The sequence below is a fragment of the Pedobacter suwonensis genome, assembly GCF_007833675.1.
Lineage (GTDB): Bacteria > Bacteroidota > Bacteroidia > Sphingobacteriales > Sphingobacteriaceae > Pedobacter > Pedobacter suwonensis.
Window position 1 is genome coordinate 3,280,644 of record NZ_CP031708.1, and the last position, 25,791, is coordinate 3,306,434.

Below are 25,791 nucleotides of genomic sequence, written 5' to 3' on the forward strand. Positions count from 1 at the left end.
ATGTTTAATCGGTTAATGGTTTAATTGATGAACTGTGGACTGAAAACTGGTTAATTGTGAACTCATGACTCCCAGCTCCCAACTCAAAACTTAATTCGCTGTCCTGGCTTTAAATTTGTCTTTCTAATGCCGTTTTTTTGCATAAGGGATTTAACGGTTGTGCCTTTCTTTTTGGCGATAATACTTAGATTATCGCCAGATTTAACCGTATATAACTTTGTTTTTCTTTTGTTTTTTGCCCGGCGGTGTACAGGAGCTGCATAAACAGGCTCTACATAGCCCTCCGGCCGCTCATCGTATTGATAGAGTTCGTATTTTTTAATTAAGCCTATTACCTGACTGGCCCAGCTTCTGCTATGGGCGTAGCCACAGCGGCGGATGCCATAAGTCCAACCTTTATAATCATACTGATCATACTTCCCAAAAAGATTGTTAAAAGGCTCCCGCGTTTCCATAATTTCTACAAAATGGCTGTAAGATTCGTCGGCATTTAAATAATCACGATATGAGGATCGGATTTCCGCGTTGTTATTTGGTCCTTTTACACCGAAATGGTTATTGAGGTGCTGTGCGATTTTACTATTTCCGGCGGCAGATTCGTGAATGGCAACAGCTAAAATAACGCTGGCCGGAATTTTATGATCATGCATTAAACCTTGTGCACACGCTACATGTGCTGCAATATAGTCTTCAGTATTCTGTGCTTTCGCAATAATTCCTGTTAAAAGGAACAGGCAGAAAGTAAAGATTTTTTTAGTCATGGTTAACTGTACAAATTATTTAATTGGTTAACTGTACGATTAACCGATTAAAACAATTAACCGATTAACCACAATATATTAAGCTTTCTTCCTGATCACAAACAAACCGTCCCGCACCGGTAAAATTAATTTCTCAACACGTTCATCCGCAGCTATCTTATCGTTAAAACTAGTAATATTTCTGGTGTCTTTATCCTGTTTCTCCTGAAGTACTTTTCCACTCCATAGTACATTATCAACAATGATCAGCCCGCCTGGACGAACACGCTCAAAAATGAGATCATAATATGTACCGTTGTTTTTTTTATCTGCATCGATGAAAACAATGTCGAAAACTTCATCTAAACCTGCAATCGTAGTAGTAGCATCGCCGAGGATGTAATGAATCTGATCATTATAGGCTGATTTGGCAAAGTTATGGCGAACCATGTCTTCCAGTTCTTCATTAATATCCAGCGTATACATTAGGCCGTCTTTAGTTAATCCCTCTGCCAGGCATAAAGTTGCATAACCGGTAAAAGTGCCGATTTCCAGGATCCTTTTAGGGGAAACCATTTTACTGAGCATGCTCAATACCCGGCCCTGGTAATGGCCGGAAAGCATGCGGGGCATTAACACTTTAAGGTTGGTTTCACGGTCTATGTGTTGAAGCAATTCGCTTTCAGGCTCGCAATAGGCAATTAGTAAATCCTGTAAATCGTCGTTTATTAGGCTCATTTTTGGTTATAAACGGTTACTTTCCATAAAATATTGTAAAATAATGGTTGCGGCAATGGTATCTACCCGGTCTTTGTCTCTTCTGTCGGTTTTTTTTAGCCCGCTCTGCATAATGGCCTGCTGCGCCATTTTAGAAGTAAAACGTTCATCAACCCAATGCCTTGGGATATCGGGGAAGGATTTTTTCAGCAGCGTAGCAAAACCTTTCACGTGTTGAGCAGAATCAGACGGCGAACCATCCATTTGTTTGGGATCACCCAGTACAAAGGCCTCAACCTGTTCGTTAAGCATGTATTTTTTAATATATTCAATCACATCTTTAGGATGTACCGTGTCCAGGCCTGTTGCAATGATCTGCAATGGATCGGTTACGGCAATGCCGATGCGTTTTGTTCCGTAATCAAATGCGAGGATCCTTGCCATAAAAAATAAGCGTTAGGGGTTTGCGTAGGCGCTGACCCAATCTTTTAATTTTAAAAGTTCAAAGGTAAGGTTTTTGAAATAATAGATAAGACGGGGTATCATAAAGACGATTTCATCTTAGATACTGTCATGCTCGGCCTTTAAAAAATCTCCGTCATTTCTGACTGAAGCGCAGTCCCGAACCTTCGGGAGAGAAATCTTTTGAACTGGAATTGGAATAAACCATCTGCTGCTGTATGCTCTAGCCCTGATGCTTCCGAAGCATTACTGATTTTGTTAAATAAACCTGATAGAACGAAAAGCCCGGAGCGCAGCGAGGACTTGAAGGGATAGCAGGACTGCATTTGCCATTGAGACAGAACCAGTCATTTCCAAAAAATAACAATGAAACTTCGCTATCGCTATATGATGGGCGGGCAAGCCCTTAAATCTTGAAAATTTAAGGGACTGCTACCTGCCAAAATATGTACGCTGAACGTAAGAACATGGTCACTTGTGTGTGAATCTCATATCTATTTCTTATTTTGCACCAAATGCAGTTTAAAGAAATCATCGGACAGGAAAGAGTAAAGCAACAATTGGTGCAAACGGTTAAGGAAAACCGCATTAGCCATGCGCAGCTATTTTTGTCGCCCGCTGGTTCTGGTGCTGTACCTCTGGCGATAGCCTATGCGCAATACATCAATTGCCTAAACAAGGGCGAGCGTGATAGTTGCGGAGAATGTTCGAGCTGCAGAAAATACGAGCGTTTAATTCACCCCGATCTACATTTCTCCTATCCTTTTTTCGCCTCAGCAAGTGTAAAAATGGCTGTGGATGTGCTGGAAGAATGGCGGGGCATGTTACTGCAGGATCCTTATTTTGATATGGATATCTGGCGTTCTAAACTCGATGCAGCCAATAAACAGGCCAATATTAATATCGCCGAATGCCACGATATTATTAAAAAGCTAAGTTACAAAGCCTTTGAAGCCGAAACCAAGGTTTTAATTATGTGGCTTCCCGAATACCTGGATAAGGCCGGGAATGCCCTGTTGAAATTAATTGAAGAACCGCCGGCAAATACCTTGTTTATTTTAATCGCCCAAAGTCAGGACCAGATTTTAACCACTATTTTATCCAGAACGCAAATTGTAAAGATCCCAAAACTTTCTTCGGAAGAGGTGACCAGGTATCTGTTAAATTCGAGCGGATTAACGGAACATCAGGCTATTGATTATTCTTTTTTAGCCGACGGGAATTTAATTGAAGCAAAAGCGCTTGCAGCAGATACCCAAAGCGACAGTTCAGGTACATTTACGGCCTGGTTAAGGATGGGTTTTGGCAATAAGGTACCCGATTTAATCGATTTTACAGATGAGGCGGCCAAGTGGGGAAGAGAAAACCAGAAGAATTTTTTAAAATATGGCGTAAATTATTTACGCGAGTGCTGTTTAATTTTAAGTGTAGCCGAAGAATTGGTCAAATTACCGCCGCTTACCTTTGAAACCGCCAAAAAACTCAGTACACACGTGCTTACCTTGCCCATGGCAGAGGCCATAATTGGCGAACTGGAAAAGGCACATTACCACATTGAAAGAAACGCGAACCCGAAAATTCTGTTTTTAGATGTATCTTTACAATTGGTAAAAATTATCAAGTTTAAAACGCTCCCTGCGGGGACTCAATATATATACAATTAATATGGGATGTGGAAGTTGTTCAACAGGTGGTGGTTGCACCCCTAATGGATGCAAAAGTAATGGCTCATGTGGCACCGGTGGTTGCCAGACAATGGAAGTGCACGATTGGCTGTCTAATTTGGATATGCCTTCTAATTATAAACCTTTTCAGGTTACAGAGATTAAATTTAAGGGCTCTCGTAAAGAATTTTTCCTCAATAGCGATAATATTTACCTTGAAATTGGAGAACTTGTTGCCGTTGAAGGACCAACAGGTGGCTTTGATGTAGGACACGTTTCGCTTACCGGCGAGCTGGTGCGGATCCAGATGAAACGCCGCAAAACGACCCTTGATCAGGTAACCAAAAAAATCTACCGTAAGGCTACTGAAGCCGATGTGGAGAAATGGAATGCCGCCAAAGGAATGGAATGGGAAACCATGCACAAGGCAAGAAAACTGGCATTGGATCTCCGTTTGCAGATGAAAATCAGTGATGTGGATTATCAGGCCGATAAAACGAAAGCCACTTTCTTTTATACTGCTGATGGGCGTGTGGATTTCCGCGAGCTGATCAAAAAAATGGCAGAAAGTTTCCGCATCCGCATTGAAATGCGCCAGATTGGGATGCGACAGGAAGCCGGCCGTTTAGGTGGAATCGGTTCATGCGGTCGCGAGTTATGTTGCTCTACCTGGTTAACCAATTTCAAAACGGTTTCTACCGCTGCGGCACGTTATCAGAATTTATCACTAAATACCTTGAAGCTTGCCGGGCAATGCGGTAAATTAAAATGTTGCTTAAATTATGAGCTGGATACCTATCTGGATGCGTTGAAAGATATTCCTGATAGGATTGAAAACCTGGATACCGAGGCGGGTTTTGCTCGTCACCAGAAAACGGATATTTTTAAAAAAATCATGTGGTTCAGTTATCAGGGCGATGAAAACTGGATTCCGGTTAAAGCTGCACGTGTAAAAGAGATCATGGCGATGAATAAGGCGGGTAAAAAAGCACCGAACTTAAAAGAAGAAGCCGTTCAGATTGCTGCTCCTGTTGTAGTAGAGAAATCATTTGATTACGAAAATGTTGTAGGGCAGGATAGTTTAACCCGCCTTGACGAACGTTCTCGTGGTAAAAACAACCAGAACAGGAACAACCAGAAAAATAACCGCAGTAATAACCAGAATAAGAGAGAAAGAATTACTGCCGGAGAAAAAAGCGCAGGTGCTAATAACGGGCCTCAGGAGCCTCAACAGGTTACCCAAAAAGCGCAAAAAAGTGGAAAACAACAGCCTAACGGAGGAAAGTCGCAACAAAATTCTGGTCAAAAGCCTCAACAGGCGGTGCCGAAGCCACAGCATGTAAATGGGCCTAAACCGCAAAATAACAAACAGAAGCAGCCACAGGGCCCAAAAACAGTAGTTAAAACTGAAGGGAATGTTGGCGTAGATGGTGCCAGACCAGAGCAGGGCAAAAATAAAAACAGAAATAACCGTAGGAAAAACAATAACCGCCGAAACAATAATAATGGCTCAGAAAATAAACCTGCTGCTGAATAAAAGGCAAATCATTTTACTTGCCTTTTTATGGATGGTTACCCTTTCTGTGGGTTGCACAAACAGTGTAGTTGATAGTAATGTAGAAATTGCCGACCGCAGGTGGACTTACCGAAACCATGTTTCTACAACGTTTGATATTAAAGATAATACCAAAGCGTATAATATTTATTTTAAGTTAAGGCATACCGCCAATTATAAATATGCCAATATTTTTATCCTGGCCCATTTTAAAGATGGCAAAAAGGTGGTAACCAAACGTTATCAATATAAACTGGCTAAAAATGATGGCGAATGGTTAGGTAGCGGTTCAGGAAATGTATTCAGTTATACCCTACCCGTGTTGACCAACCATTATTTTCCACGAAATGGTAAGTTTGAGATTGAGATTGAACAGAACATGCGCGATAATCCGCTCCTGGAAGTGAGTGATGTTGGTTTAACTGTAAGTGAATCCTTAACTAATTGAAATTAATCATTCGTGAAAATACCTCTTTTTAGATTACTCTTTTTGGGTTTAATCTTAACGCTTTCATCATGTGTAACTGTCTATCAGCTCAGCCCGGCGAAAAACAACTTCAACTACAAAAACAATATTGAATATGAAGTTTATGGAATGAGTTCTGCAAGTCAGCAAGCTACAGGAAACAGCAGGATAGTTGCCAAAAAAGGCTATACCTTTGTTAGCGTAAAGACGAAGGTGACTAACAAAACAAACGAAACCATTGATATAGACTTCTCAGAAGTTTCATTACTGGATCTTGTAAATAAGGTGAAATATCCGGTCTCTTTTGTTTACCAGGCTACAGTTGTATCAATACCAGCAAAAAATAAAACAACTTTAGGTCCTCAAAAAAGTTTAAAAAGAATATTGCTGATCACCTATCCAGATAAAATGAAGCCTGAACTTTTAGAAATTAATGGTGAAAGGTATGAAATTCAGTTTTCAAAGTAATTTATAGGTTTTTTAACAGGTTTTCCAGTTTCATTCCACGCGAGCCTTTGAGTAATACTAAATGATCTTGAATTAAATTTTCTTGTAAGTACCGGTCAGCCTCGGCCGGCGTTTCGAAGAATATACCTGAAAAATTGTCTTTAAATGCGTAGAAATCCTTCCCGATGAAAATGATGTTATCTAAACCACTTTCATTGGCTTGTTTTGCGATAAGTTCATGCTGATTTGGGGACTCAGAGCCTAATTCAAACATATCTCCCAATATGGCAGTCTTTTTATCGGCTGATATTACCGATAGATTTTTCAAAGCCGCGGCCATACTGCTTGGGTTGGCATTATAAAAATCACAGATCACCGTATTTTTCTCCGTTTTGTTGAGTTGCGAACGGTTATTTTTCGGTTGATAATTTGATAAGCCAATATTTATTTCTTCAGGTGCCATGTCGAAAAAGTCGCCTATGCAGATTGCAGCCAGAATATTTTCGAAATTATAACTGCCGGTTAAATTGGTTTTTACCGATGATGAAAGCTCATGATTGGTCCAGCTCACTTCGATAAAAGGATCGCTGCTTTTTAATTCCCCTTTAATGGCATTTCCATTTTCGGTTCCATAATAAATGAGCTTGTTTAAACCCGCGGTCATGCTCATTTCAAGCAAAAACGGATTGTCTCTGTTGATAAAAGTATAACCATTGGTTTGTTTAAGGTAAGCATAAAGTTCAGCCTTACCTTTTTTTACGCCTTCAAAGCCACCAAAACCATCTAAATGTGCCATGCCAACATTGGTAATAATGCCATGGGTGGGTTGTGCTATAGCAGACAGTAATTCTATTTCTTTCTGGTGGTTTGCGCCCATTTCAATTACCGCAATCTGCACATCATCTGTAATAGATAGTATGGATAGCGGAACACCAATATGATTGTTTAAGTTACCAAAAGTGGCAAAAGTTTTATACCGTTCAGATAAAACCGCATTTATAAGTTCTTTGCTCGTGGTTTTTCCATTACTACCCGTTAAACCGACAACCGGTATACCAAGCTGTTTGCGGTGATGGCGTGCCAGATCCTGTAAACAGCTTAGCACATCCTCAACCAGTAAAAACCTATCGCTTTGCGCATATTTTTCTTGATCAATTACAGCAAATGCAGCCCCTTTTTCTATGGCCTGGGCGGCAAATTCGTTGGCATTAAAATGATCTCCCTTCAAGGCAAAAAAGATACAACCGGGTGTAATATTTCTTGTATCAGTGGATATGATATTGTGCTGTAAATAATGCTGATATAGGGTTTCTGTTTTTGTCATTTGAAATGAATTACTCGCGTAAAATTACGAATCCACTTCAAATAAAACACTCTTTTTCCAATCTTCACCATTTCTTCATCAACTTCCTTTTAAAAGGCGCTAAATTCATTATTTATAAACGCAATGCGATTTTTTTTAGAATCGCTTTCGGATCATTATTAACTAAACTAATTTATCATGAAGAAACTACTACAAAGTTTGTTCATCCTGTTGCTATTTGCCTCAGTTGCAATGGCACAAGAAAGAACCATTACGGGTACCGTTACGGCTAAAGAAGACGGCATGCCAATTCCCGGGGTAAACGTTAAAGTAATGGGTACCAACTTAGGTGTATCCACCGGGGCAGACGGGAAGTTTTCAGTAAAGATCTCATCTGGGGCAAAGAGCTTACAGTTTTCATCAATCGGATTTTCTACACAAACTGTAAACATTGGTACTTCTAATGTAATCAATGTTGTGCTGGTTACCGACTCTAAAGTTTTAGGTGAAGTGGTTGTTACGGCGTTAGGCATCAAACGAGAAAAACGCACACTTACCTATTCTACACAAGAAGTTACTGGTAGTGCTTTGGTAGATGCAAAAGAAAATAACCTTGTTAATGCCTTAGCTGGTAAAGTTGCTGGCGTTCAGATTACGAACTCAAGCGGTGCAGCCGGCGGATCTTCAAAAATTGTAATCCGCGGAAACACATCCTTAACAGGAGAAAATGGTGCACTTTTTATTTTAGATGGTGTGCCGATTGATAACTCTGAAGCGGGTAATCCTGATGGTGCGTTAAGTGCCGGTGGAACTTCCAACCGTGCCATTGATATCGATCCGAATATTATTGAGAGCGTGACCATATTGAAAGGGGCGGCGGCTAGTGCATTGTATGGAGCAGCAGCGGCAAGAGGCGTGGTTATTATTACTACAAAAACAGGAAAGGGAAAACCATCTGTAACTTTAAGTTCTGGAGTAACTTTTGATAATCCGATTTTACCGGAATTTCAGGATAAGTATGCCCAGGGCAGTAATGGCGTTTATGTAGATGGTAACAATGGCAAGTTAAGTTCATCTTCATGGGGTCCACTAATTGATGGCTTAATGGTAAATGGACAACCTGTGCAAAAGCATGATCCCAGAAAAGAATTTTTCAAAACGGGCTTTACCACCGATAATACCCTGGCGGTAAACGGATCGACGGATAATTCAACTTATCTGGTTTCTTATTCGTATCTAAAAACAAATGGAACAGTGCCGTCCACAGATTTTGGCCGACATTCATTATTTACCAAATTTTCGAATAAAATCACAAAGGATATCACGCTTACCGGTCAGTTTAATTATGTTAATTCTGTAAATGACCGTTTAGCTGAAGGTAATGGACTTGCAAGTCCATACTGGACCGTTTATGCAGCACCTATTTCATGGAATCCATTTCCTACCACAAATCCTGACGGTTCACAACGTGTTTATCGCGCGGCAAGAAATAATCCATACTGGTTGGTAGATAATACCAAGTTTGTTTCTGCAGTTAACCGGTTTTTACCAGTACTTACAGTGAGTTATAATCCTTTGCCATGGTTAACCATAACCGAACGTGGGGGTGCAGATATTTATAACGATAATAGCAACTATCACGAAGCACCAGGCATAGTAGGTGGAGAATCAGCGGATGGCAAAATGTATAATCGCGAAATCAATTATAAACAGTTCAATAATGATATTATTGTAGAGGCGAAGAAGAACTTCAATGAAGATTGGTTTGGTAGCATACTGGTCGGTAACAATATTCTAAGCAACTCTCAAAGGGTTGTATTTGATAAAGGAGTCGGTTTGTCAGCTGCTGATTTTTACAATATCAACAATGCATCTACGCAAATATCATCCATAAATAATTATACCAAAAGAAAGGTTGGTTATTACGCTCAGTTAACAACAGAATATAAAAGGATGATATCTTTATCTTTAACTGGCAGATACGATGGAACCTCGGTATTGAGTCAGGATAAAAATTACTATCCTTACGGTTCTGCTTCAGCTGCTTTTATTTTTACAGAACCGCTACATCTTGAAGATAATGCCATATTAAATTTTGGTAAAATCAGGTTGTCATATTCTTATGTGGGAAATGATAATGTTGGCCCTTATGCGCTAAGCACTACATATGTACACCCGGTAATTTCAAACATAGAATTTCCTTATCAAGGCCAGAATGGATTTTTGCTTACCAACACTTATGGCGATCCGAATCTTAAAAATGAGGGCTTAAAAGAGTTTGAAACTGGAATCGAATTAAAGATGTTCAGAAGCAGGTTGAGTTTGGAAGCTACCTACTTTGATAAGAAAAGTGTTGATCTGATTACTACAACGCCAATCACGCCGTCGTCAGGCTTTAATGCGGCCACCATTAATGCAGCAAGTATGTATAATAAAGGCGTGGAGTTAATCTTAAATGGTACGCCTATCAAAACCAAGGATATTACCTGGAATATTGGACTCAATTTTTCTAAAATTAAAAATGAAGTTACCGAAATTGGTCAGGGCTTAGAAAACATACAATTTGCAGGTTTTACCAATCCAGGTATTTTTGCCTATAAAAACCAGCCTTATGGAGTTATATACGGTTCGAGGTATAAAAGAAACAGCGATGGCAAATTGTTGATTGATGATGATGGATATCCGATAATAGATGATCAGTTAGGTGTTATTGGAAATACTACTCCGAAATGGAATGCAGGCTTAACAACTAGTTTTTCATTTAAGGGCTTTACGTTATCGGCCGTGTTTGATATGAGGTACGGGGGGATGTATATAATTTGGATGGTCATTATTTAGATTTTTATGGTACCACCAAAAAGACTGAAGACAGAACTGCAACTAAAGTATTTGATGGCATACGGGAAAGTGATGGTACCGTAAATACAACCGTTGTTAAGCTTGATCAGAAATATTACCAAAACAACGAGAGTGTTGTGGACGAAACAGGTGTAGAGGACGGGACTTATTACAAATTGAGGCAAGTAACTTTGGCTTATAATTTCAATCCTTCACTTTTAAAAAGAACCCCATTTAAAGGATTAAGTATAGCGGCTACAGGCAGGAATTTATGGATTTACGCTCCACATTACACGGGGTCAGATCCGGAAGTGAGTTTGTACGGTACAGGTAATGGTGCCAGTTTTACCAATTTTGTTACCCCAACAAACAGGAGTTATAATTTTGCAATAAAAGCAACCTTTTAATCTAGAATAACATGAAAATTATATATTTTTCAATAGCCACTTTATTACTGCTTTCATTTGGTAGCTGTAAGAAATTTCTTGATGTTAATCAAGATCCAAATAATCCTACAAAGGTGCAGGAATCATTGATTTTATCTCCGGTTGAACTTTACACCACAACACAGATCGCAGCCGGCTATCCATCGGTTACCACTGCGTATTGGACGCAGCAATTGGCGTTAAATCAAGAATCGCCCAATATCGATACTTACCGCATTACGCCTACTGATGTAAATAACACCTGGAGCTTCGATCTGTATCCCGCTATTTTTTACAACCTACGCACCATGATCAGCAATGCAGATGAGAAAGGCAGTACGGCCTATTCGGGAGTTGGCAAAGTACTATTGGCTTATAATTTAGCTGTTTGTACCGACTTATGGGGTGATATTCCATATTCGCAGGCATTTCAGGCTTTAAACGGAACGAAGCCAACATATGATTCGCAGGAAAGTATTTACAAGATTATTCAAAGTACATTAGATGATGCCATTATTAAACTAAGTAGTACATCGTCTGGTAAAGCTATTGGTTCTGATGACTTTATCTACGGCGGAAATTTAGCGGCCTGGAAGAAATTTGCCTACACACTAAAGGCTCGATATTATCTTCGTTTAAGCAAGGCTCCAGGCTACAATGCTGCTACCCAGGCAGATCTGGCGTTAGCAGCACTTCAAAATGGCTTTGCTTCAAATGCTGATAATGCCTTGATCACTTACGCAGGAACGGCAAAAGCAGAAAATCCCTGGTATCAAAATACTTTACCAGGTGCTGGTGGGGTAGTTTTGTCTTCTACTTTGGTTAACATTTTAAAAGCTAATAATGATCCAAGACTGCCAATTTTGGCCAACCCAGGTTCAGGTAATGACTATGTAGGAAGAACGAGCGGTACGGCTGCTGCCACAGATCCAAGCATTTATGCTACCATAGGGCCATTTTATGGTGGATATGATGATAATGGTAGCGGATCGGCAGCACCGGTATTCTTAGCTACCTATGCCGAAGCATTATTTCTTAAGGCAGAGGCTACACTATATAAACTTGGCGCAGCCGCGGCAACGCCGGTATATAATTCAGCCATTGCAGCACATATGGATATGCTAAAGGTATCAGCTTCTGATAAGGCGACTTATCTTGCTGCCCATGCAACACTTGATCCCTCAGTTCCATTGAAAACAATAATCAGCGAGAAATATATTGCAGATTTTTTATCACTAGAAGTATATAACGATTGGCGCAGAACGGGTTATCCTGCTTTATCTGTGGTTCAAAATGCCTTTAAGCCTTACATTCCACAACGTTTTCCTTATCCTTCGCAGGAAATCACTTCAAACCCGCAGCCACAGCAAAGTATTGTTACTTCAACCAAAGTTTGGTGGGCTAATTAGGTTAGCTTTTACACAATGGTTTAATACGGCATTGCAGTATGATCAGATTTGATAAAGCTCCCAGCAATGGGGGCTTTTATTATTGAATGGGCAACATTTTACCAGAAAAATGATAAGAGGTGCTTGTTAAAATCATATTTATTTTATGTATTATTGAATAAACAATTATTTTTCATGAGATACGTTCTGTTTTCCATTGCTTTATTCATTAATATAAGTGTTTATGGCCAAATACAAAGTCCAGACGATTTTTTGGGTTATCAGTTAGGTTCGCACTTTACCCCTCACTATAAAGTCGCTGATTATTTTAGGCAAACCGCTTCTGCTTCTGCCAAAAACATGAAATTGATAGAATACGGAAAAACCAATGAGGGCAGGCCGTTAATGGTGGCAGTGGTTTCTTCACCAGAAAATATAACTAAATTGGAACAAATAAGGAGTGACAATTTAGTTTTGGCAACAGGCGCTAATAATGCGATCGATCTAACCCAACAGCCTGCCATACTTTGGCTAAGCTATAATGTACACGGCAATGAGGCGAACTCTACTGAAACTGCCATGAAAATGCTTTACACTTTAGTTTCGGGCATTAACAAGCCTGCCAGCGAGTGGTTGAAAAATACTGTTGTGGTAATCGATCCCTGTTTAAACCCAGATGGAAGAGACCGATACGTAAACTATTTTAACAGTGTTGTAGGTAAAACACCTAATCCCGACCCTTCATCAAGAGAACACATCGAGCCTTGGCCAGGTGGCAGGCCAAACCATTATTATTTCGATTTAAACCGCGACTGGGCATGGCAAACCCAGATTGAAAGTCAGCAGCGTTTGGCTTTATATAATCAATGGATGCCGCAGGTACATGTCGATTTTCATGAGCAAAGCTATAATGAGCCCTATTATTTTGCCCCTGCGGCAGAACCGGTTCACCAGGACATAACACCCTGGCAAAAAAGTTTCCAGGTGGTGGTTGGTAAAAACAATGCCAAATACTTTGATGCCGAAGGCTGGCAATATTTTACCAAAGAACGGTTTGATCTGCTTTATCCCTCTTACGGGGATACCTATCCTTTGTACAATGGATCAATTGGTATGACTTACGAGCAAGGTGGCATCAGGGCCGGATTATCAGTAGTAACCAATGATGGTGATACCCTAACGCTGAAAGACCGTATTGCGCATCATTTTACCACAGGAATGTCTACTCTTGAAGTAACTTCCTTAAACCATCAGAAATTATTAGCAGAGTTTAAAAAATATTTCCAGCAGGAATTAGCTAATAGTTCTGGTATTTATAAAAGTTATATTATAAAAGCGACCAGTTTATCACGCTTAAAAAAACTGGCAGAACTGTTAAAAAGAAATAAGATCGAATTTGCCTTCGGTGGCGATAAAACCGGAAAAGCTTACGATTATGATACGCAAAAAGAAGAAAGTTTTAGCGTTTCCCGGAATGATTTAATTGTAAACATCCAGCAGCCAAGGGCAGTTTTGGCTAATGTTTTATTAGAACCACAAACTGTTGTAACTGATTCAAATACTTATGATATTACGGCCTGGGCCCTACCCTATGTGTACGGATTAAAGGGCTATGCCAGTAAAGAGAGTATAAAGGGAAAATTCCCGACAATTGAAGAACCAACGATTATCAATACTGAGGTTGAGAAACCGCTGGCCTGGCTTTTCAACTGGGGAACCAGTGAAGATGTTCGGGTTTTAACGGCATTGCAAAAAGAAAATATAAAGGTGAGGCAGGCCGATCAGCCATTCTCGGTAAACGGAAGAGATTATCCTGCGGGCACATTGATTGTACTGAGGGCAGAAAATGAAAAAACAATAAGGGGAATAAAAGATAAAATAGCCTTTATTGCTAAAATGCAGGATAAACCCCTTCAAGCCGTAAGCAGTGGTTTTGTGGAAAAAGGTAAAGATTTTGGGTCTAACGTTTATCCATTGTTAAAACAGCCTAAAATAGCGATTGCCTCAGGGGCGGAAGTTTCTTCTCTGGCCTTTGGCGAAGCCTGGTTTTTTTTGGAACATGATCTGAATCTTTCTCCTGTTATTATTAATGCCAAAGATTTAAATAACCTCGATATCAATAAGGTAAATACATTGATTTTGCCCGATGGTAGTTATAGTGCTTTTATTGGTGACGGTTTTACTGCCTGGTTAAATAAAGGCGGAAAACTGATTTTAATGGAAGATGCCATCGAGAGTGTATTGGATAAGAAGGGGTTTGACATTAAAAAGAAAGAGGCTATTGTCAAAAAAGATGAGAAACCAGAAGCGAACAAACTTCTTTTTAAGGATAAGAATAAGGATGATTTTGAAACGACCATTCCCGGCGCAATTTATAAGATCAATCTTGATTCCAGTCATCCTTTTTCTTATGGTCTGGGCAAAACTTATTATAGCTTAAAAACCGATCGTAAAATATATGAGCCATTTGTTCAGGGATGGAATGTGGGGTTGATCAACGAAAAAAGTTTAATGGCCGGTATTGTAGGCAAAAAAGCAAGAGAAGAGCTGAAAAGCGGGCTGCTTATCGGAGTGCAGGATTTTGGGCGGGGCCAGGTTGTTTATTTAGCTAACGATCCACTTTTTAGGAACTTTTGGGAAAGTGGTAAGACCTTGTTTTCTAATATAATTTTTTGTGGGTATTAAAAAAGTGTATATATAAAAAACTTCTAATTTCTCTCTATTCAAAAAGATTCTCCGAAAAATGAAAGATTCGTCGAACGGTGTCTTGTCGTCTAGCAAGGCACAGCACAGCATCTCCGTTTTACTTAAACCCTGCCTGATAAATTTTTGGGTTCCACTGAACAAGCTGTGCCACTGGCTTTAAAAGAAATGGCGAAGCCATTATGAATGCCAATGAAGACAAGATCAAAAAACGAATAAATTTTCAGAGTGGATTTTGTGTTTCCTTTTGATGCCAAAAAGGAAGAACCCTTAGGCGGCGTACCGGTACCGATTATTCATCTGTAGCCGAGGCAAGACCGAGCCGTAGGGTTAGAAACGTCATTTATATTGATTTTTATACCCTAGGCTATTCCCCCAATATGAATACTTTTCGATTCTGATATAAGCTCTTTCTTTAGTTTTTTAAAGCTTTTCTTGTCTAATTTTCAGACAGATAAAATTTATAATTTTATTTTTTAATATGCATTCGTCCGAGCCTTTTATACTGTTTTTAAGCAAGATATAGTCTTTTTCGGTTAAAATTTAGGTGCTTTTTTGCATATTTGTCTGTAATGTGGTTTCGGCTTGTATTTTTAATCATGCGTATTGTTTGTCAGTTTTAAGTCATTATAACTGTTGATTTAGTTAAAATTTGTTAAATTATTGCTTATCTATATTATATTTAGCGATTCAAATAATTAATCATTTACAAACTTAAATTTCATGAAAAAACTTTTACAAAGTTTGTTCGTACTTTTGTTTTTTGCATCTACCGCAATAGCTCAAGATAGGACAATTACTGGTACGGTAACATCTTCAGATGATAAGCTACCAATCCCAGGAGTAAGCGTGAGGGTAACAGGAACCCAAATTGGGACTGTTACAGACGCTAATGGTAAATACTCAGTTAAAATCCCTTCAGGTTCAAACGCCTTAGATTTTTCTTTTATCGGTTATTTAACACAAAGCAAGACTGTTGGTTCTGCATCGCTCATTAATGTTGTGATGATGTCAGATTCAAAAGTACTGGGTGAAGTTGTTGTAACAGCTCTAGGAATTTCTAGGGAAGCTAAATCTTTAGGGTACAGCGCGTCAGTGATTAAAAGCGATCAATTGACTGACGCAAGATCTACAAATGTTTTGAACTCTTTAGCTGGTAAAGCTCCTGGTGTGAGAATAAATTCCCAATCAGGTACTTTAGGTGGCTCAACAAAAGTTGTGATTAGGGGTGTAAACTCTCTTGGTGTAAACTCTCCATTATTTGTAATAGATGGGGTACCAGTTACAGACGGTACATCAGCTGGAGGTACTGCAGCAAATAACGTTGACTTTGGAAATAGAATTGGTGATTTGAGTTCCGACGATATTGAGTCAATGACAATTCTGAAGGGCGCCGCAGCTACTGCTCTTTATGGTTCAAGAGCAAAAGATGGAGCTATAATTATAACTTCTAAAAGAGGTGCAAGTGGCTCGAGGACTTCTATCAGTGTAAATTCATCAGCGCGTTTTGAGAATCCTTTGGTACTACCTGAATTTCAAAATGAATATGCTCAGGGTATCTATAATACAACAACAAAAACTTATGATTACGGCTTAAAATATTCAAACGGATGGGGACCAAAAATTGCTGATGTTCAAAATCAAAAATTCCAGGATTTCTTAGGACGTCAGGTTACTTTACAGGCCTATCCGGACAATGTGAAAGATTTTTTTAATACTGGCGCGTCTTACACCAATAACGTTTCAATTGCTGGCGGTGGCGATAACTCAGACTATAGATTAAGTTTCACAAGTGTAAATGAAAAAGGTATTATTCCAGAATCAAAGCTAGGTAAATATAATTTTTCAGTTAACGCAGGTAGAAAATTTAGTGATAAGTTATCATCTAGATTTGTTGCCAGTTATACAAGAATAAATGCGGATGGTCGTCCATCACAAAGTTCAAATAACACTAACGTTATTACATCAGCAATATACGGATTACCTCGTGTGGTTGATATTAATGATGTTAGAGATAATGTAATCGATGCAAACGGAAAACAAATTTTCCTGACTACGGATAGAACCGGTAATAATCCATATTGGATTATGAACTATAATAGGACTTCTAATACGGTAGATAGATTTTTAGGATCATACACTTTTGAGTACAAGCCATTTTCTTGGATGACTGTTAGTAATGTTCTTGGTGGTGATATCTATACTGAAAAAAGAGCTAGCGTAACACGTAAAGGTACTGCTGGAATAAATAATGGAGCATTCACAAATACTGATATCTTTCAGAGACAAATTAATGATGATCTCCTAGTGTCAATGGAGCAAAATAATTTAATAAAAGACTTTAAATTTAAATTAGTGGTTGGTGGTAACATCAATGAGCGATCAAGTCAAAGTACTGTTGTTAATGCTACGGATCTTACTATTGATCAATTATATAATTATTCCAATGCTGTTAAAGCAGTTCCCACTTTGGGGTATAGTAAAAGGCGTTTAATGGGTTTATATGGTTCATTAAGTGTGAATTATAAAGATTTTCTATATTTGGATGTAACAGGTAGAAACGATTGGACATCTACTTTGCCTATTAATAATCGCTCATATTTTTACCCATCTGTAAGCGGTAGTTTTATATTTACAGAATTATTGAAAGACCAAAATTTAGATTGGCTTTCATATGGTAAATTACGTGCGAGTTGGGCTTCTGTTGGAAGTGATTTACTACCTTATAAATTGGATTTTCAGTATGATCCAGTTACCACAATCTTTTTACAATATGTAGGTGCCCAGACAGCAATCTTTCCTATCGGTAATATTTCTACAGCATTTTCAGGCCCTAGGATTCTTCCTAATGCTGCACTTGTACCAGAAAAACAGAATTCATATGAGTTTGGTACAGAATTGAAATTTTTGAAAAACAGGATAGGTCTTGATTTCTCTTATTATAACACAAGAACTAAAAATCAATTGATTGATATCGATGTTGCAATATCTACAGGTTATTTTGCAAAAACGGTAAATGTGGGGGCAATTAGGAATAGAGGAATTGAACTTGCTTTGAATTTAGTGCCGCTTAAAACAAGAGATTTTTCTTGGGATATAACAGCGAATTTCTCAAAAAACAAACAGGTTGTCGAGGCATTGGCTCCAGGATTGAATCAGTATAGTTTATCAAGTGGATGGAGTGGTTTACAGATTAAAGCGGAAGTAGACCAAAGCTTTGGCCTTTATGGTTTAGATTGGCAAAAAGATCCAAATGGAAATATAGTCATTGATGCTGCAAGTGGATTGAAAATACCATCTGCTAAAGCTCAACGTTTAGGTAATATTTATCCAGATTGGATGCTTGGTTTAAACAATCAATTTAGATATAAAAATTTTAGTTTAAGTGGATTAGTTGATTTTAGACAAGGTGGTGTATTCTATTCTGGAACTGTTGCAAATTTAAGAACTAGTGGCTTGGCCATTGAAACAGGTGGAGATAGAACACCGATTGTTGATAAAGGTGTTAATTTGGTTAATGGCCAATATGTGACCAACAAAACTGCAGTTAGAAGTATGCAAGACTACTGGGGAAATGAAGCAGCGGTAGCAAATACTATAGGTAATATTTTTGATGCTTCTTATGTTAAATTAAGGGAAGTAAGGTTCTCATATGCAATTCCTGCAAATTTGCTTAAGAAAACAGTTTTTAAATCAGCAGAGATAGGTGTAGAAGGAAGAAACTTATGGTTAATCAAGAGTCACGTACCGCACGTAGATCCAGAAATGAACTTTTTTGGGGCAGGCGTTGTCGGTGAAGGCGTAGAATTCAATAGTATTCCTTCAACAAGGTCATTTGGTTTCAATTTAAGATTTGGACTGTAATCAATTTAAAAAAGAAATATCATGAAAATGAAACATAAAGTTATATTATTTTTACTCCTTGTCTCAATTGGTGGGGTTTCATGTAAAAAGTATTTGAATATAAATAGTAATCCCTTAAGTTCTTTAACTGTAGAACCAAAGTTGCTTTTTGGTTATGCTATTACTGCTTGGGATGCTAATAAAAATAGTGGTGATGCCTGGCTTCCTATAGGCCTTTTTGGTCAGACAATCGCAAGCGGTGGTGATTATGGCTGGGGAAAAGATAATGTGTACAATGTAAATGCTACCGCTCTTGGTAATACCTGGAAAGTATATTATAGTACAGCTGGAAATAATCTGAAATTGGCTATTAAAAATGCCGAAAGTGCAAACCCTGTTGATAATAATACGGCCGCACAATGCAAAATCATATTGGCGCAGATAATGTATGAGGCAACTACCTTGTATGGTGATGTGCCATATACTCAGGCCTTTGATCCTGATAAATTTCCTTATCCACAATATGATACTCAAAAAAGTGTGTTAGAGGCAGTTATTGCTTTGTTAGATGAAGCAAATGCACAAATTAATCTGACGAGTACTTTAAAACTTACAGATTATGACGTGTTTTATGCAGGTGATCTTAATAAATGGAAAAAATTAGCCAATTCGATTAAGTTTAAAACCTTAATGGTGATGGTAGATAAAGATCCTTCAAAAGCCGCAGCGATTGGTCAGTTATTAGCCAATCCTTCTTCAATGATTTCAGCAGCAAATGAGAGTCTGCTAAGACCATATTACGGGACGACTAATAATGAAAATCCAAAATTTAGATTGTTTAACCGTTATACAAATGGAGAAAATCAGTGGTTCTTTGCCAATTCAAATGTGTTTGATTATATGTTTCCTAATGCGGCAGTTAGCGACCCTAGAATTCCAAGGTATTTTGACAAGGGAGCTAATGCCACCTATAAAGCTATAGGTTCTGAGGTGACGGCTGATGAAACTGTATCCTTGATCAGCGCATACCTTTACAGAAAAGATGCGCCTTCAGTTATTTTCTCTTATCAAGAATTATTGCTTTTAAAAGCTGAAGCTTATTCACGAGGTCTTGGTGTTTCTCAAAATTTGGCAACTGCTCAAGGCCTTTACAGAGAAGGTGTTATTCAGTCTTGTTTATTTTATGGTGCATCAAGTACAGATGCGAACAATTTCGCAAATACTACACTTCCGAATCTAACAACCACAAGTGATCCACTTAGACAGATTCATCTTCAACAATGGGTAGATTTAATGGATAGACCAATGGAGGCTTTTGTACAATGGAGAAGATCTGGACCAGAAGGTAGTGAGGTTCCAGCTTTAACTTTGCCTATTGGTGCGACTTCAGGATCGTTGATTAGAAGATATACTTTATCGTTAGATGAAATTGCTGCTAATCCAAACATTCCTAATCCACAGCCAAGATATTTTGACAAAATGTGGTTTGATTTGTAAATCAGTAAATTTTTGAAAAGAAAAGGGCAATTTATAGATAAATTGCCCTTTTCTTTTTGGCAAACTTAAACTTAATTTAGGTGAGTTATGTGTCACATTGTTCAGGAACATTTTGTGTTCCATTAGCAAGAGCTTATTTTTCATGTTCTTTTGAGCTTTGTGATGAGTGACAATCCCTTGTTCATCAGATTTTCTGGTGCTTTTGCATTTGATAAACCCTTTGCCTGCAAAAGCATAACCTTTGAGTTTTCCAAAGAGTTTAACGATTGTTTCCAGGTCTTTATCTGCAACGTTCCTAGGGGTAAAAAAAGCATTGATGATTTCCCCGAAGGCATTGATGATCAGGAACAGTTTAAGCCCATAGAACCATCCTGTTGAGCTTTTTCGCTTGCATCCAGGTTTTTAAATACCCTGTAGCTGTGGATTCGCCTGTTGTTGCACACCTTCAATATGGTTGAATCTGCATAGTATACCCCACAGAGTTGACCCAGCCTGCAAAGGTTCAGATAAAGTACCAGATAGGTAAGCGTCCGGGGTTTCAATTGCTCAAACCTTCCGTAGCAGGGAGCGGCAGGGAAATAGCTCATTAAATATCCGTTTTCGATTTCCTGCGGGTGGTAGTTCTGGAAAAATTATAGCCGCTGTGGTGGTAAAGTCTTTCTATGCACATCATTTCAGAAATGCTTTATCTTAATTATCTTATTCCAATAAGGTTTAACTAAAACTTTATTTTTGTCGATTTAATTAGCGCAAATTTCAACTAAAAAATCAGTTTTTATCTTGATTAAGTCGGTTTTTTCGGTTTTCGGACTATTTTTTTAAAAAAGGAAGATAATTGTTAAAAAATGTTAAAAAATATTTGGTGTTATTCATAACTAACTATACATTAGCATTAATTAATCATTAACTAACCTATTTTCAAATTATGAAAAAACTTCTACAAAGTTTGTTCATTCTCGTGCTATGCGCATTTTCAGCGTTTGGCCAAGAAAGAACAGTTACTGGTACAGTTACAGCGCAAGAGGACGGGCTACCGATCCCAGGTGTATCTGTCAAAGTTAAAGAGGTATCAAACCTCGGAACACAAACTTCCGCCGACGGAAAATTCTCTTTAAGAGTGCCATCAAATGGCAAAACATTAGTAGTTTCTTATTTAGGGTATGCGACTAAAGAAGTTGCGATTACATCTGGAACTATGTCGATTGTATTAGTTTCTGATACAAAATCCTTAAATGAAGTTGTAGTTACGGCTGGAGGTCTTTCGGCAACTAAGGCCCAGTTGGGTACCGCTTCAACAACTGTTAAAGCGGAACAATTAACTCAGGCGAAGCCTACAAACGTTGCTGCGGCACTTACGGGTAAGGTAGCTGGTTTACAGTTAAACGTTATAGGAAGCGGTGTTAACCCTACTTATCGTTTGGTGTTAAGGGGTAACCGTTCATTATTGGGTAATAACCAGGCTTTGGTTGTTGTTGATAACGTTATCGTACCAAGTAGTATCCTAGGAAATCTCAATCCAGACGATATTGAGGATCTTCAAGTATTAAATGGGGGTGGTGCCGCGGCACTTTATGGTTCTGAAGCGTCAAATGGAGCATTAATCATCACCACCAAAAAAGGTAAAAGAGGTTCTACAACTTACAAAATTGGCCAAACCACTAATGCAGAATGGGTAAGTTTTTATCCTGAACTTCAAAAGAGATTTGGATCTGGAGCAGATTCTGATGTGCAGATTTATACTGCTCATGAAAATCAACAGTATGGTCCGGCTTTTGATGGATTACCGAGACCAATTGGCGATCCACTGGAAAATGGGGCAATACAAACTGTTCCTTATGCTTACAACGATTCTAAGTACAAATTTTGGAATACGGGTGTAACAAATATGACCGATTTCTCCATGTCAACCGGAGATGAAAAATCTTTGACTTTCTTATCTGCACAATATCTGGATGCAACAGGTACAACCCCTAAGGATGCTTTTAATCGTTTTACATTACGTTTAAACGGCGATAGAGATTTTGGTAAGGGCGTGAGTATGGCCTTCAATGCAAACTATGTTCAAAACAGATATAATATTACTACTGCTACATCAAGTATTTATGATCAGTTGATGCAGACACCGGGTAATATTGTGGTAACTGATTATAAAGACTGGCAAAATAATCCATTTGCAAATCCAGATGGTTATTACAATGCTTATTATCAAAATCCCTATTATACAATTGATAGTCAGCGCCAAAATGTTAGAAACGATTATTTAACGGGTAACATTGATTTAAGATATAAACCATTAGATTGGTTGAGGTTCTTATATCGTGTAAACATTACTAGTCAAAATTCGTCTAACAAAAACTATGTTGATAAATTTGTTAGATCGGCATATACAAAGGGACTAGGATTATCGTCATTGAAAAACAATGATATTGCAGGTAGTGTTTCTGACGGCGAATCATTTTCAAATCAATTATTAACCGAGTTCCAGACGAATATTAATAAAGCATTAACGAAAGATTTAAGATTAGACGTAACCTTAGGAGCGAGTTTAAGAAGCAATACAGCAAAGAATATCGGTGTTGCGGCCTCTGGTTTAACTTTTCAAGGTTTGTTTAACATAGCCGCGCGTACAGCTGCAAATATAACAGGTTCTGAGGCGAACTCAAAAGTTAACCAACAGGCTGTATACGGAGACATGAGGTTAAGTTTTAAAGATTACCTATACCTACACGCAACTGCGCGTAACGATTGGTTCTCTACATTGCCAACAGCAAATAGATCATTATTTTACCCATCAGTAGATGCTTCATTTATTGCTACCAATGCAATTGATGCATTAAAAGATAATAAGTTCTTAAACGTATTAAAGTTCAGAGCGGGTTTCACTACTGTGGGTAACGTAAACTTGGGTGCTTATTCTTTATTAACTACATTCGGTCAGGCTAGTGGTTATCCATATAACAACAATCCTGGTTATGCTATTGGTACACAGACTATTAATCCTAATTTAAAGCCTGAGAAAACTCAAGGTGTTGAGGGAGGTATTGACGCAGAATTTTGGGATAACCGAATTAGCCTTAGCAGTACTTTATACTACACCAGCACTACAGATCAAATTGTTCCGGTAAGTATTTCTTCTGCTTCGGGCTTTTCTTCTTATTTAACAAATACAGGGGAAGTAACCAACTTTGGCTCTGAGAGTTCATTAAATGTTGTTGCTTTCCGTAATACGGATTGGGAAGTTGCTGTTGGGACAAACTTTAGTTATTTTGATAACAAAGTAAAATCAATCAGTGATGCCGTTTCAAGATTAAACTTATCTACTGGTGGTAATGCACAGGTAGTTGCAGAAGCAGGTCAAACCTACCCGATGTTGAGAGGTACTGATTACAAACGCGATCCTCAAGGACGTGTAATTGTTGATCCTAGAACTGGCTATCCTTCTGCTACAGAGTCCGGGATTATTCTAGGAAATACCAGTCCAAAATATATCTTAGGCGTAAACCTCGGTGTAAAATATAAAACTTTAAGATTAGCAGCTGTTGCTGAATACAGAGGTGGCTATATCGTAAGTTCATCAAGTGCTGGTGACAGCTTTGATTTTTCTGGTTCAGGAGCAAGAACAGTAATTTATAACAGAGAGCGTTTTGTTTTTCCTAACTCGTCCTACCTGGATCCAGTAACTAACCAGTACGTAGCCAATACAACATTAACGGTTAGAGACGGCGGCGCCGGTTTCTGGCCTTCATCAGCTTATAACAGAGGAATCGCATCGAACTACACTTATAATGGTGCATATTGGAAAATTCGTGAAATTAGCTTGTCATGGGATCTTCCAAAAAGTTGGTTAGGCAATATGAAAGTAGTTAAAGGTATTAATGTCGCTGCCCAAGGAAGAAACCTTTTCTTGTTTGTTCCAAAAGAAAACATTTATACCGATCCGGATTATATCTTAGGAAATAATGCCATTGGTATAAACACCTTGAGCCAAACGCCTCCAACACGTTTCTTCGGTGGTTCAGTTTCCGTAACATTCTAAATGAAAAAAACATGAGAAAATTATTTAAAATATTTATTCTTGGAACAATAATCTTATCAGGCTCGTCTTGTAAAAAATTCCTTGATGTTAACACCAACCCAAATAATCCAACTTCAGCAACCCCAAATCTGGTTTTGCCTCAGGCAATCGTTACTTCTGCAGCCGCAATGAACGCATACGACAATTTTGGAGCCTGGACGGGCGGCTATAAAGCTAATGCGGGTGGTTATGGTGGATGGGGTACTGTTTGGACCTACAATTTCACTACTGGTGATTATGCGGGTGTGTATACAGATACATTTGCTGGTATAAACCAGTTAAATTTTGTAATCAATAATACAACTCCTGACGGCCCGTTAAAGTATTATAATGCAATGGCTCGTATTATGAAGAGTTTTATGTACACAAAACTTGTTGATCAATATGGCGATGTACCTTATTCTGATGCAGGTAAGGGCTTAAATAACTTAAGTCCCAAGTATGATAAATACACTGATGTTTACGCTGCTTGCTTTACCGAGTTAAATAATGCAATTGCAATTATGAATACTGCTCCGGTTACAAACGTAACCACAGCAGTAGCTGCAGCACAAGATCCATTATTTGGTGGAAGTGCAACTGCAAATCTTGTTAAATGGAAACAATTTGCTAATACGATTAAATTAAAAATGGTGATTCGTGCAAAAAATGTAGCAGCACTTTCATCGTTTGTAACATCAGCTATTGCTTCATTACCAACGGCTACTGGCGACTATGTAAATGATGACGTAATTGTTCAGCCAGGTTATTCAGCTTCTACGGCTAGCCAATTTAATCCTAGATGGTCAACTTATGCCTGGGATATCAATGGTACAGCTATCGGTAGTGGATTGTCGAATTTGCCAACACCATGGATCGTTTCTTTTTATAACGGAACTAAATTGAGTGATAATGTTCGTGGTAATGCAATTTATGCATCTTTTGGTACCAATATTTCACAGACAATTAATGGAAATACGATTACCTTCCAAGGTCCTGCTACAAATCAGCTAGGTTATGATACAGAGCCGGTTAAGCGTAGCCAAAATGGTTCATACTGGTATTCAGGTATAGGCAGATCTTCAAGACCTACAGGTACTACTGCCAATGCAGCAGCAGATGTTGGCGGCGTTTTAAAAGGAGCTTCGATGGGTACCGTATTGATGTTGGCTTCTGAGTCTTACTTCTTACAAGCAGAAGCTTCGTTAGCGTCGGTAAATATTCTTCCTGCTTTAAATGCTACAGGTCAAACATTGTTTGAAAATGGAATAACCGCATCATTTAATTATTTATATAAAAATGCTGCAAATGTTTATTTTAATTCAACTCCGGCAGCCACGCTGAAAGATAATTATAAAACAGCAAATGCTACCAGCGCCCTAGTTAATTGGCCGTTAGCACTTAGCGATGCAAATAAATTAGAAGCAATTATTACACAAAAATATATTGCAGTTAACATGATCAATAGCGAGGAAGGCTTTAACGAGTATAGAAGAACAGGATATCCAACAATATCTGCTGGATCTACTTCTGCCACGGCTACTTTTGCTTCCTTAAAATCGGGTGCACCAGCAGTAGATAAATTGCCAACCAGAATCCTTTACCCTGCCGTTGAGTTTCAGGTTAACTCTGAGAATGTACCAAAAGGTGTTAGTCCTTACACGACTAAAATATGGTATGCTAAATAGT

The 25,791-nt window shown here is 38.5% G+C and carries 16 protein-coding genes and 1 pseudogene; 12 read left to right on the forward strand and 5 right to left on the reverse strand.

The window, feature by feature from the left end; translation table 11 throughout:
* Positions 1 to 83: 83 nt before the first annotated feature.
* The 3 genes from DV942_RS13475 to ruvX form a co-directional block, all read right to left on the reverse strand.
* Positions 84 to 761: a glucosaminidase domain and LysM peptidoglycan-binding domain-containing protein gene (locus tag DV942_RS13475; RefSeq protein ID WP_145858231.1), complete on the reverse strand. Its 678-nt coding sequence runs from the start codon at positions 759 to 761 to the stop codon at positions 84 to 86.
* Positions 762 to 839: 78 nt separating this feature from the next.
* Complete coding sequence (locus DV942_RS13480) at positions 840 to 1,478, reverse strand: O-methyltransferase (RefSeq protein WP_145858234.1); 639 nt, start codon at positions 1,476 to 1,478, stop codon at positions 840 to 842.
* A gap of 6 nt (positions 1,479 to 1,484) precedes the next feature.
* Positions 1,485 to 1,901, reverse strand: coding sequence for a Holliday junction resolvase RuvX (ruvX, locus tag DV942_RS13485; protein WP_145858237.1), 417 nt, complete (start codon positions 1,899 to 1,901; stop codon positions 1,485 to 1,487).
* Between the two features lie 533 nt (positions 1,902 to 2,434).
* On the opposite strand from ruvX, the gene DV942_RS13490 reads away from it, so the two are divergent.
* The 4 genes from DV942_RS13490 to DV942_RS13505 are packed head-to-tail and all read left to right on the forward strand — an operon-like array spanning position 2,435 to position 6,072.
* Positions 2,435 to 3,583 (forward strand): DNA polymerase III subunit, encoded by a 1,149-nt coding sequence (locus DV942_RS13490; protein WP_145858240.1) that lies wholly within the window; start codon positions 2,435 to 2,437, stop codon positions 3,581 to 3,583.
* Position 3,584: 1 nt separating this feature from the next.
* Positions 3,585 to 5,120 carry a PSP1 domain-containing protein gene (ricT, locus tag DV942_RS13495; protein ID WP_145858242.1) on the forward strand — a complete coding sequence of 512 codons (1,536 nt, stop codon included), beginning with the start codon at positions 3,585 to 3,587 and terminating at the stop codon, positions 5,118 to 5,120.
* On the forward strand, positions 5,089 to 5,586 hold the full coding sequence (locus DV942_RS13500; RefSeq protein ID WP_145858245.1) for a gliding motility lipoprotein GldH: 498 nt from the start codon (positions 5,089 to 5,091) through the stop codon (positions 5,584 to 5,586). The genes ricT and DV942_RS13500 overlap by 32 nt, the downstream gene beginning before the upstream one ends.
* Positions 5,587 to 5,598: 12 nt before the next feature.
* Complete coding sequence (locus DV942_RS13505; protein ID WP_145858248.1) at positions 5,599 to 6,072, forward strand: hypothetical protein; 474 nt, start codon at positions 5,599 to 5,601, stop codon at positions 6,070 to 6,072.
* A gap of 1 nt (position 6,073) precedes the next feature.
* Here DV942_RS13505 and DV942_RS13510 read toward each other — a convergent pair whose 3' ends face one another.
* Positions 6,074 to 7,375, reverse strand: a complete 1,302-nt coding sequence (locus tag DV942_RS13510; RefSeq protein ID WP_145858250.1) for a UDP-N-acetylmuramoyl-tripeptide--D-alanyl-D-alanine ligase — start codon at positions 7,373 to 7,375, stop codon at positions 6,074 to 6,076.
* Positions 7,376 to 7,552: 177 nt separating this feature from the next.
* Here DV942_RS13510 and DV942_RS13515 point away from each other — a divergent pair, with 177 nt between their 5' ends.
* The 6 genes from DV942_RS13515 to DV942_RS13540 all read left to right on the forward strand — a co-directional run bounded on the left by DV942_RS13515 (position 7,553) and on the right by DV942_RS13540 (position 20,048).
* Positions 7,553 to 10,192: a SusC/RagA family TonB-linked outer membrane protein gene (locus DV942_RS13515; protein ID WP_145858253.1), complete on the forward strand. Its 2,640-nt coding sequence runs from the start codon at positions 7,553 to 7,555 to the stop codon at positions 10,190 to 10,192.
* Positions 10,174 to 10,599, forward strand: coding sequence for a hypothetical protein (locus DV942_RS13520; RefSeq protein WP_145858255.1), 426 nt, complete (start codon positions 10,174 to 10,176; stop codon positions 10,597 to 10,599). Before DV942_RS13515 ends, DV942_RS13520 begins: the two co-directional genes overlap by 19 nt.
* Before the next feature lie 11 nt (positions 10,600 to 10,610).
* Positions 10,611 to 12,026 carry a SusD/RagB family nutrient-binding outer membrane lipoprotein gene (locus DV942_RS13525; protein ID WP_145858257.1) on the forward strand — a complete coding sequence of 472 codons (1,416 nt, stop codon included), beginning with the start codon at positions 10,611 to 10,613 and terminating at the stop codon, positions 12,024 to 12,026.
* 174 nt (positions 12,027 to 12,200) lie between these two features.
* Positions 12,201 to 14,690 (forward strand): M14 family metallopeptidase, encoded by a 2,490-nt coding sequence (locus tag DV942_RS13530; RefSeq protein WP_145858259.1) that lies wholly within the window; start codon positions 12,201 to 12,203, stop codon positions 14,688 to 14,690.
* A gap of 741 nt (positions 14,691 to 15,431) precedes the next feature.
* Positions 15,432 to 18,572, forward strand: coding sequence for a SusC/RagA family TonB-linked outer membrane protein (locus DV942_RS13535; protein ID WP_145858261.1), 3,141 nt, complete (start codon positions 15,432 to 15,434; stop codon positions 18,570 to 18,572).
* A 21-nt stretch (positions 18,573 to 18,593) separates the two neighbouring features.
* A complete protein-coding gene (locus tag DV942_RS13540) occupies positions 18,594 to 20,048 on the forward strand; it encodes a SusD/RagB family nutrient-binding outer membrane lipoprotein (RefSeq protein WP_145858263.1) in 1,455 nt (484 codons plus the stop codon).
* Here DV942_RS13540 and DV942_RS24155 read toward each other — a convergent pair.
* A pseudogene (locus DV942_RS24155) lies at positions 19,971 to 20,635 on the reverse strand (transposase). The gene DV942_RS13540 and the pseudogene DV942_RS24155 overlap by 78 nt on opposite strands.
* A gap of 338 nt (positions 20,636 to 20,973) precedes the next feature.
* Between DV942_RS24155 and DV942_RS13555 the strand changes: the two are divergent.
* A complete protein-coding gene (locus tag DV942_RS13555; RefSeq protein ID WP_145858267.1) occupies positions 20,974 to 24,084 on the forward strand; it encodes a SusC/RagA family TonB-linked outer membrane protein in 3,111 nt (1,036 codons plus the stop codon).
* Between the two features lie 11 nt (positions 24,085 to 24,095).
* On the forward strand, positions 24,096 to 25,790 hold the full coding sequence (locus DV942_RS13560; RefSeq protein ID WP_145858269.1) for a SusD/RagB family nutrient-binding outer membrane lipoprotein: 1,695 nt from the start codon (positions 24,096 to 24,098) through the stop codon (positions 25,788 to 25,790).
* Position 25,791 lies beyond the last annotated feature (1 nt).

What these genes read in the sequence shown, in the direction of transcription:
- DV942_RS13475 (WP_145858231.1), bottom strand. Translation starts at nt 761, where the DNA reads ATGACTAAAAAAATCTTTACTTTCTGCCTGTTCCTTTTAACAGGAATT.
- DV942_RS13480 (WP_145858234.1), bottom strand. Translation starts at nt 1,478, where the DNA reads ATGAGCCTAATAAACGACGATTTACAGGATTTACTAATTGCCTATTGC.
- ruvX (WP_145858237.1), bottom strand. Translation starts at nt 1,901, where the DNA reads ATGGCAAGGATCCTCGCATTTGATTACGGAACAAAACGCATCGGCATT.
- DV942_RS13490 (WP_145858240.1), top strand. Translation starts at nt 2,435, where the DNA reads ATGCAGTTTAAAGAAATCATCGGACAGGAAAGAGTAAAGCAACAATTG.
- ricT (WP_145858242.1), top strand. Translation starts at nt 3,585, where the DNA reads ATGGGATGTGGAAGTTGTTCAACAGGTGGTGGTTGCACCCCTAATGGA.
- DV942_RS13500 (WP_145858245.1), top strand. Translation starts at nt 5,089, where the DNA reads ATGGCTCAGAAAATAAACCTGCTGCTGAATAAAAGGCAAATCATTTTA.
- DV942_RS13510 (WP_145858250.1), bottom strand. Translation starts at nt 7,375, where the DNA reads ATGACAAAAACAGAAACCCTATATCAGCATTATTTACAGCACAATATC.
- DV942_RS13515 (WP_145858253.1), top strand. Translation starts at nt 7,553, where the DNA reads ATGAAGAAACTACTACAAAGTTTGTTCATCCTGTTGCTATTTGCCTCA.
- DV942_RS13525 (WP_145858257.1), top strand. Translation starts at nt 10,611, where the DNA reads ATGAAAATTATATATTTTTCAATAGCCACTTTATTACTGCTTTCATTT.
- DV942_RS13530 (WP_145858259.1), top strand. Translation starts at nt 12,201, where the DNA reads ATGAGATACGTTCTGTTTTCCATTGCTTTATTCATTAATATAAGTGTT.
- DV942_RS13535 (WP_145858261.1), top strand. Translation starts at nt 15,432, where the DNA reads ATGAAAAAACTTTTACAAAGTTTGTTCGTACTTTTGTTTTTTGCATCT.
- DV942_RS13540 (WP_145858263.1), top strand. Translation starts at nt 18,594, where the DNA reads ATGAAAATGAAACATAAAGTTATATTATTTTTACTCCTTGTCTCAATT.
- DV942_RS13555 (WP_145858267.1), top strand. Translation starts at nt 20,974, where the DNA reads ATGAAAAAACTTCTACAAAGTTTGTTCATTCTCGTGCTATGCGCATTT.
- DV942_RS13560 (WP_145858269.1), top strand. Translation starts at nt 24,096, where the DNA reads ATGAGAAAATTATTTAAAATATTTATTCTTGGAACAATAATCTTATCA.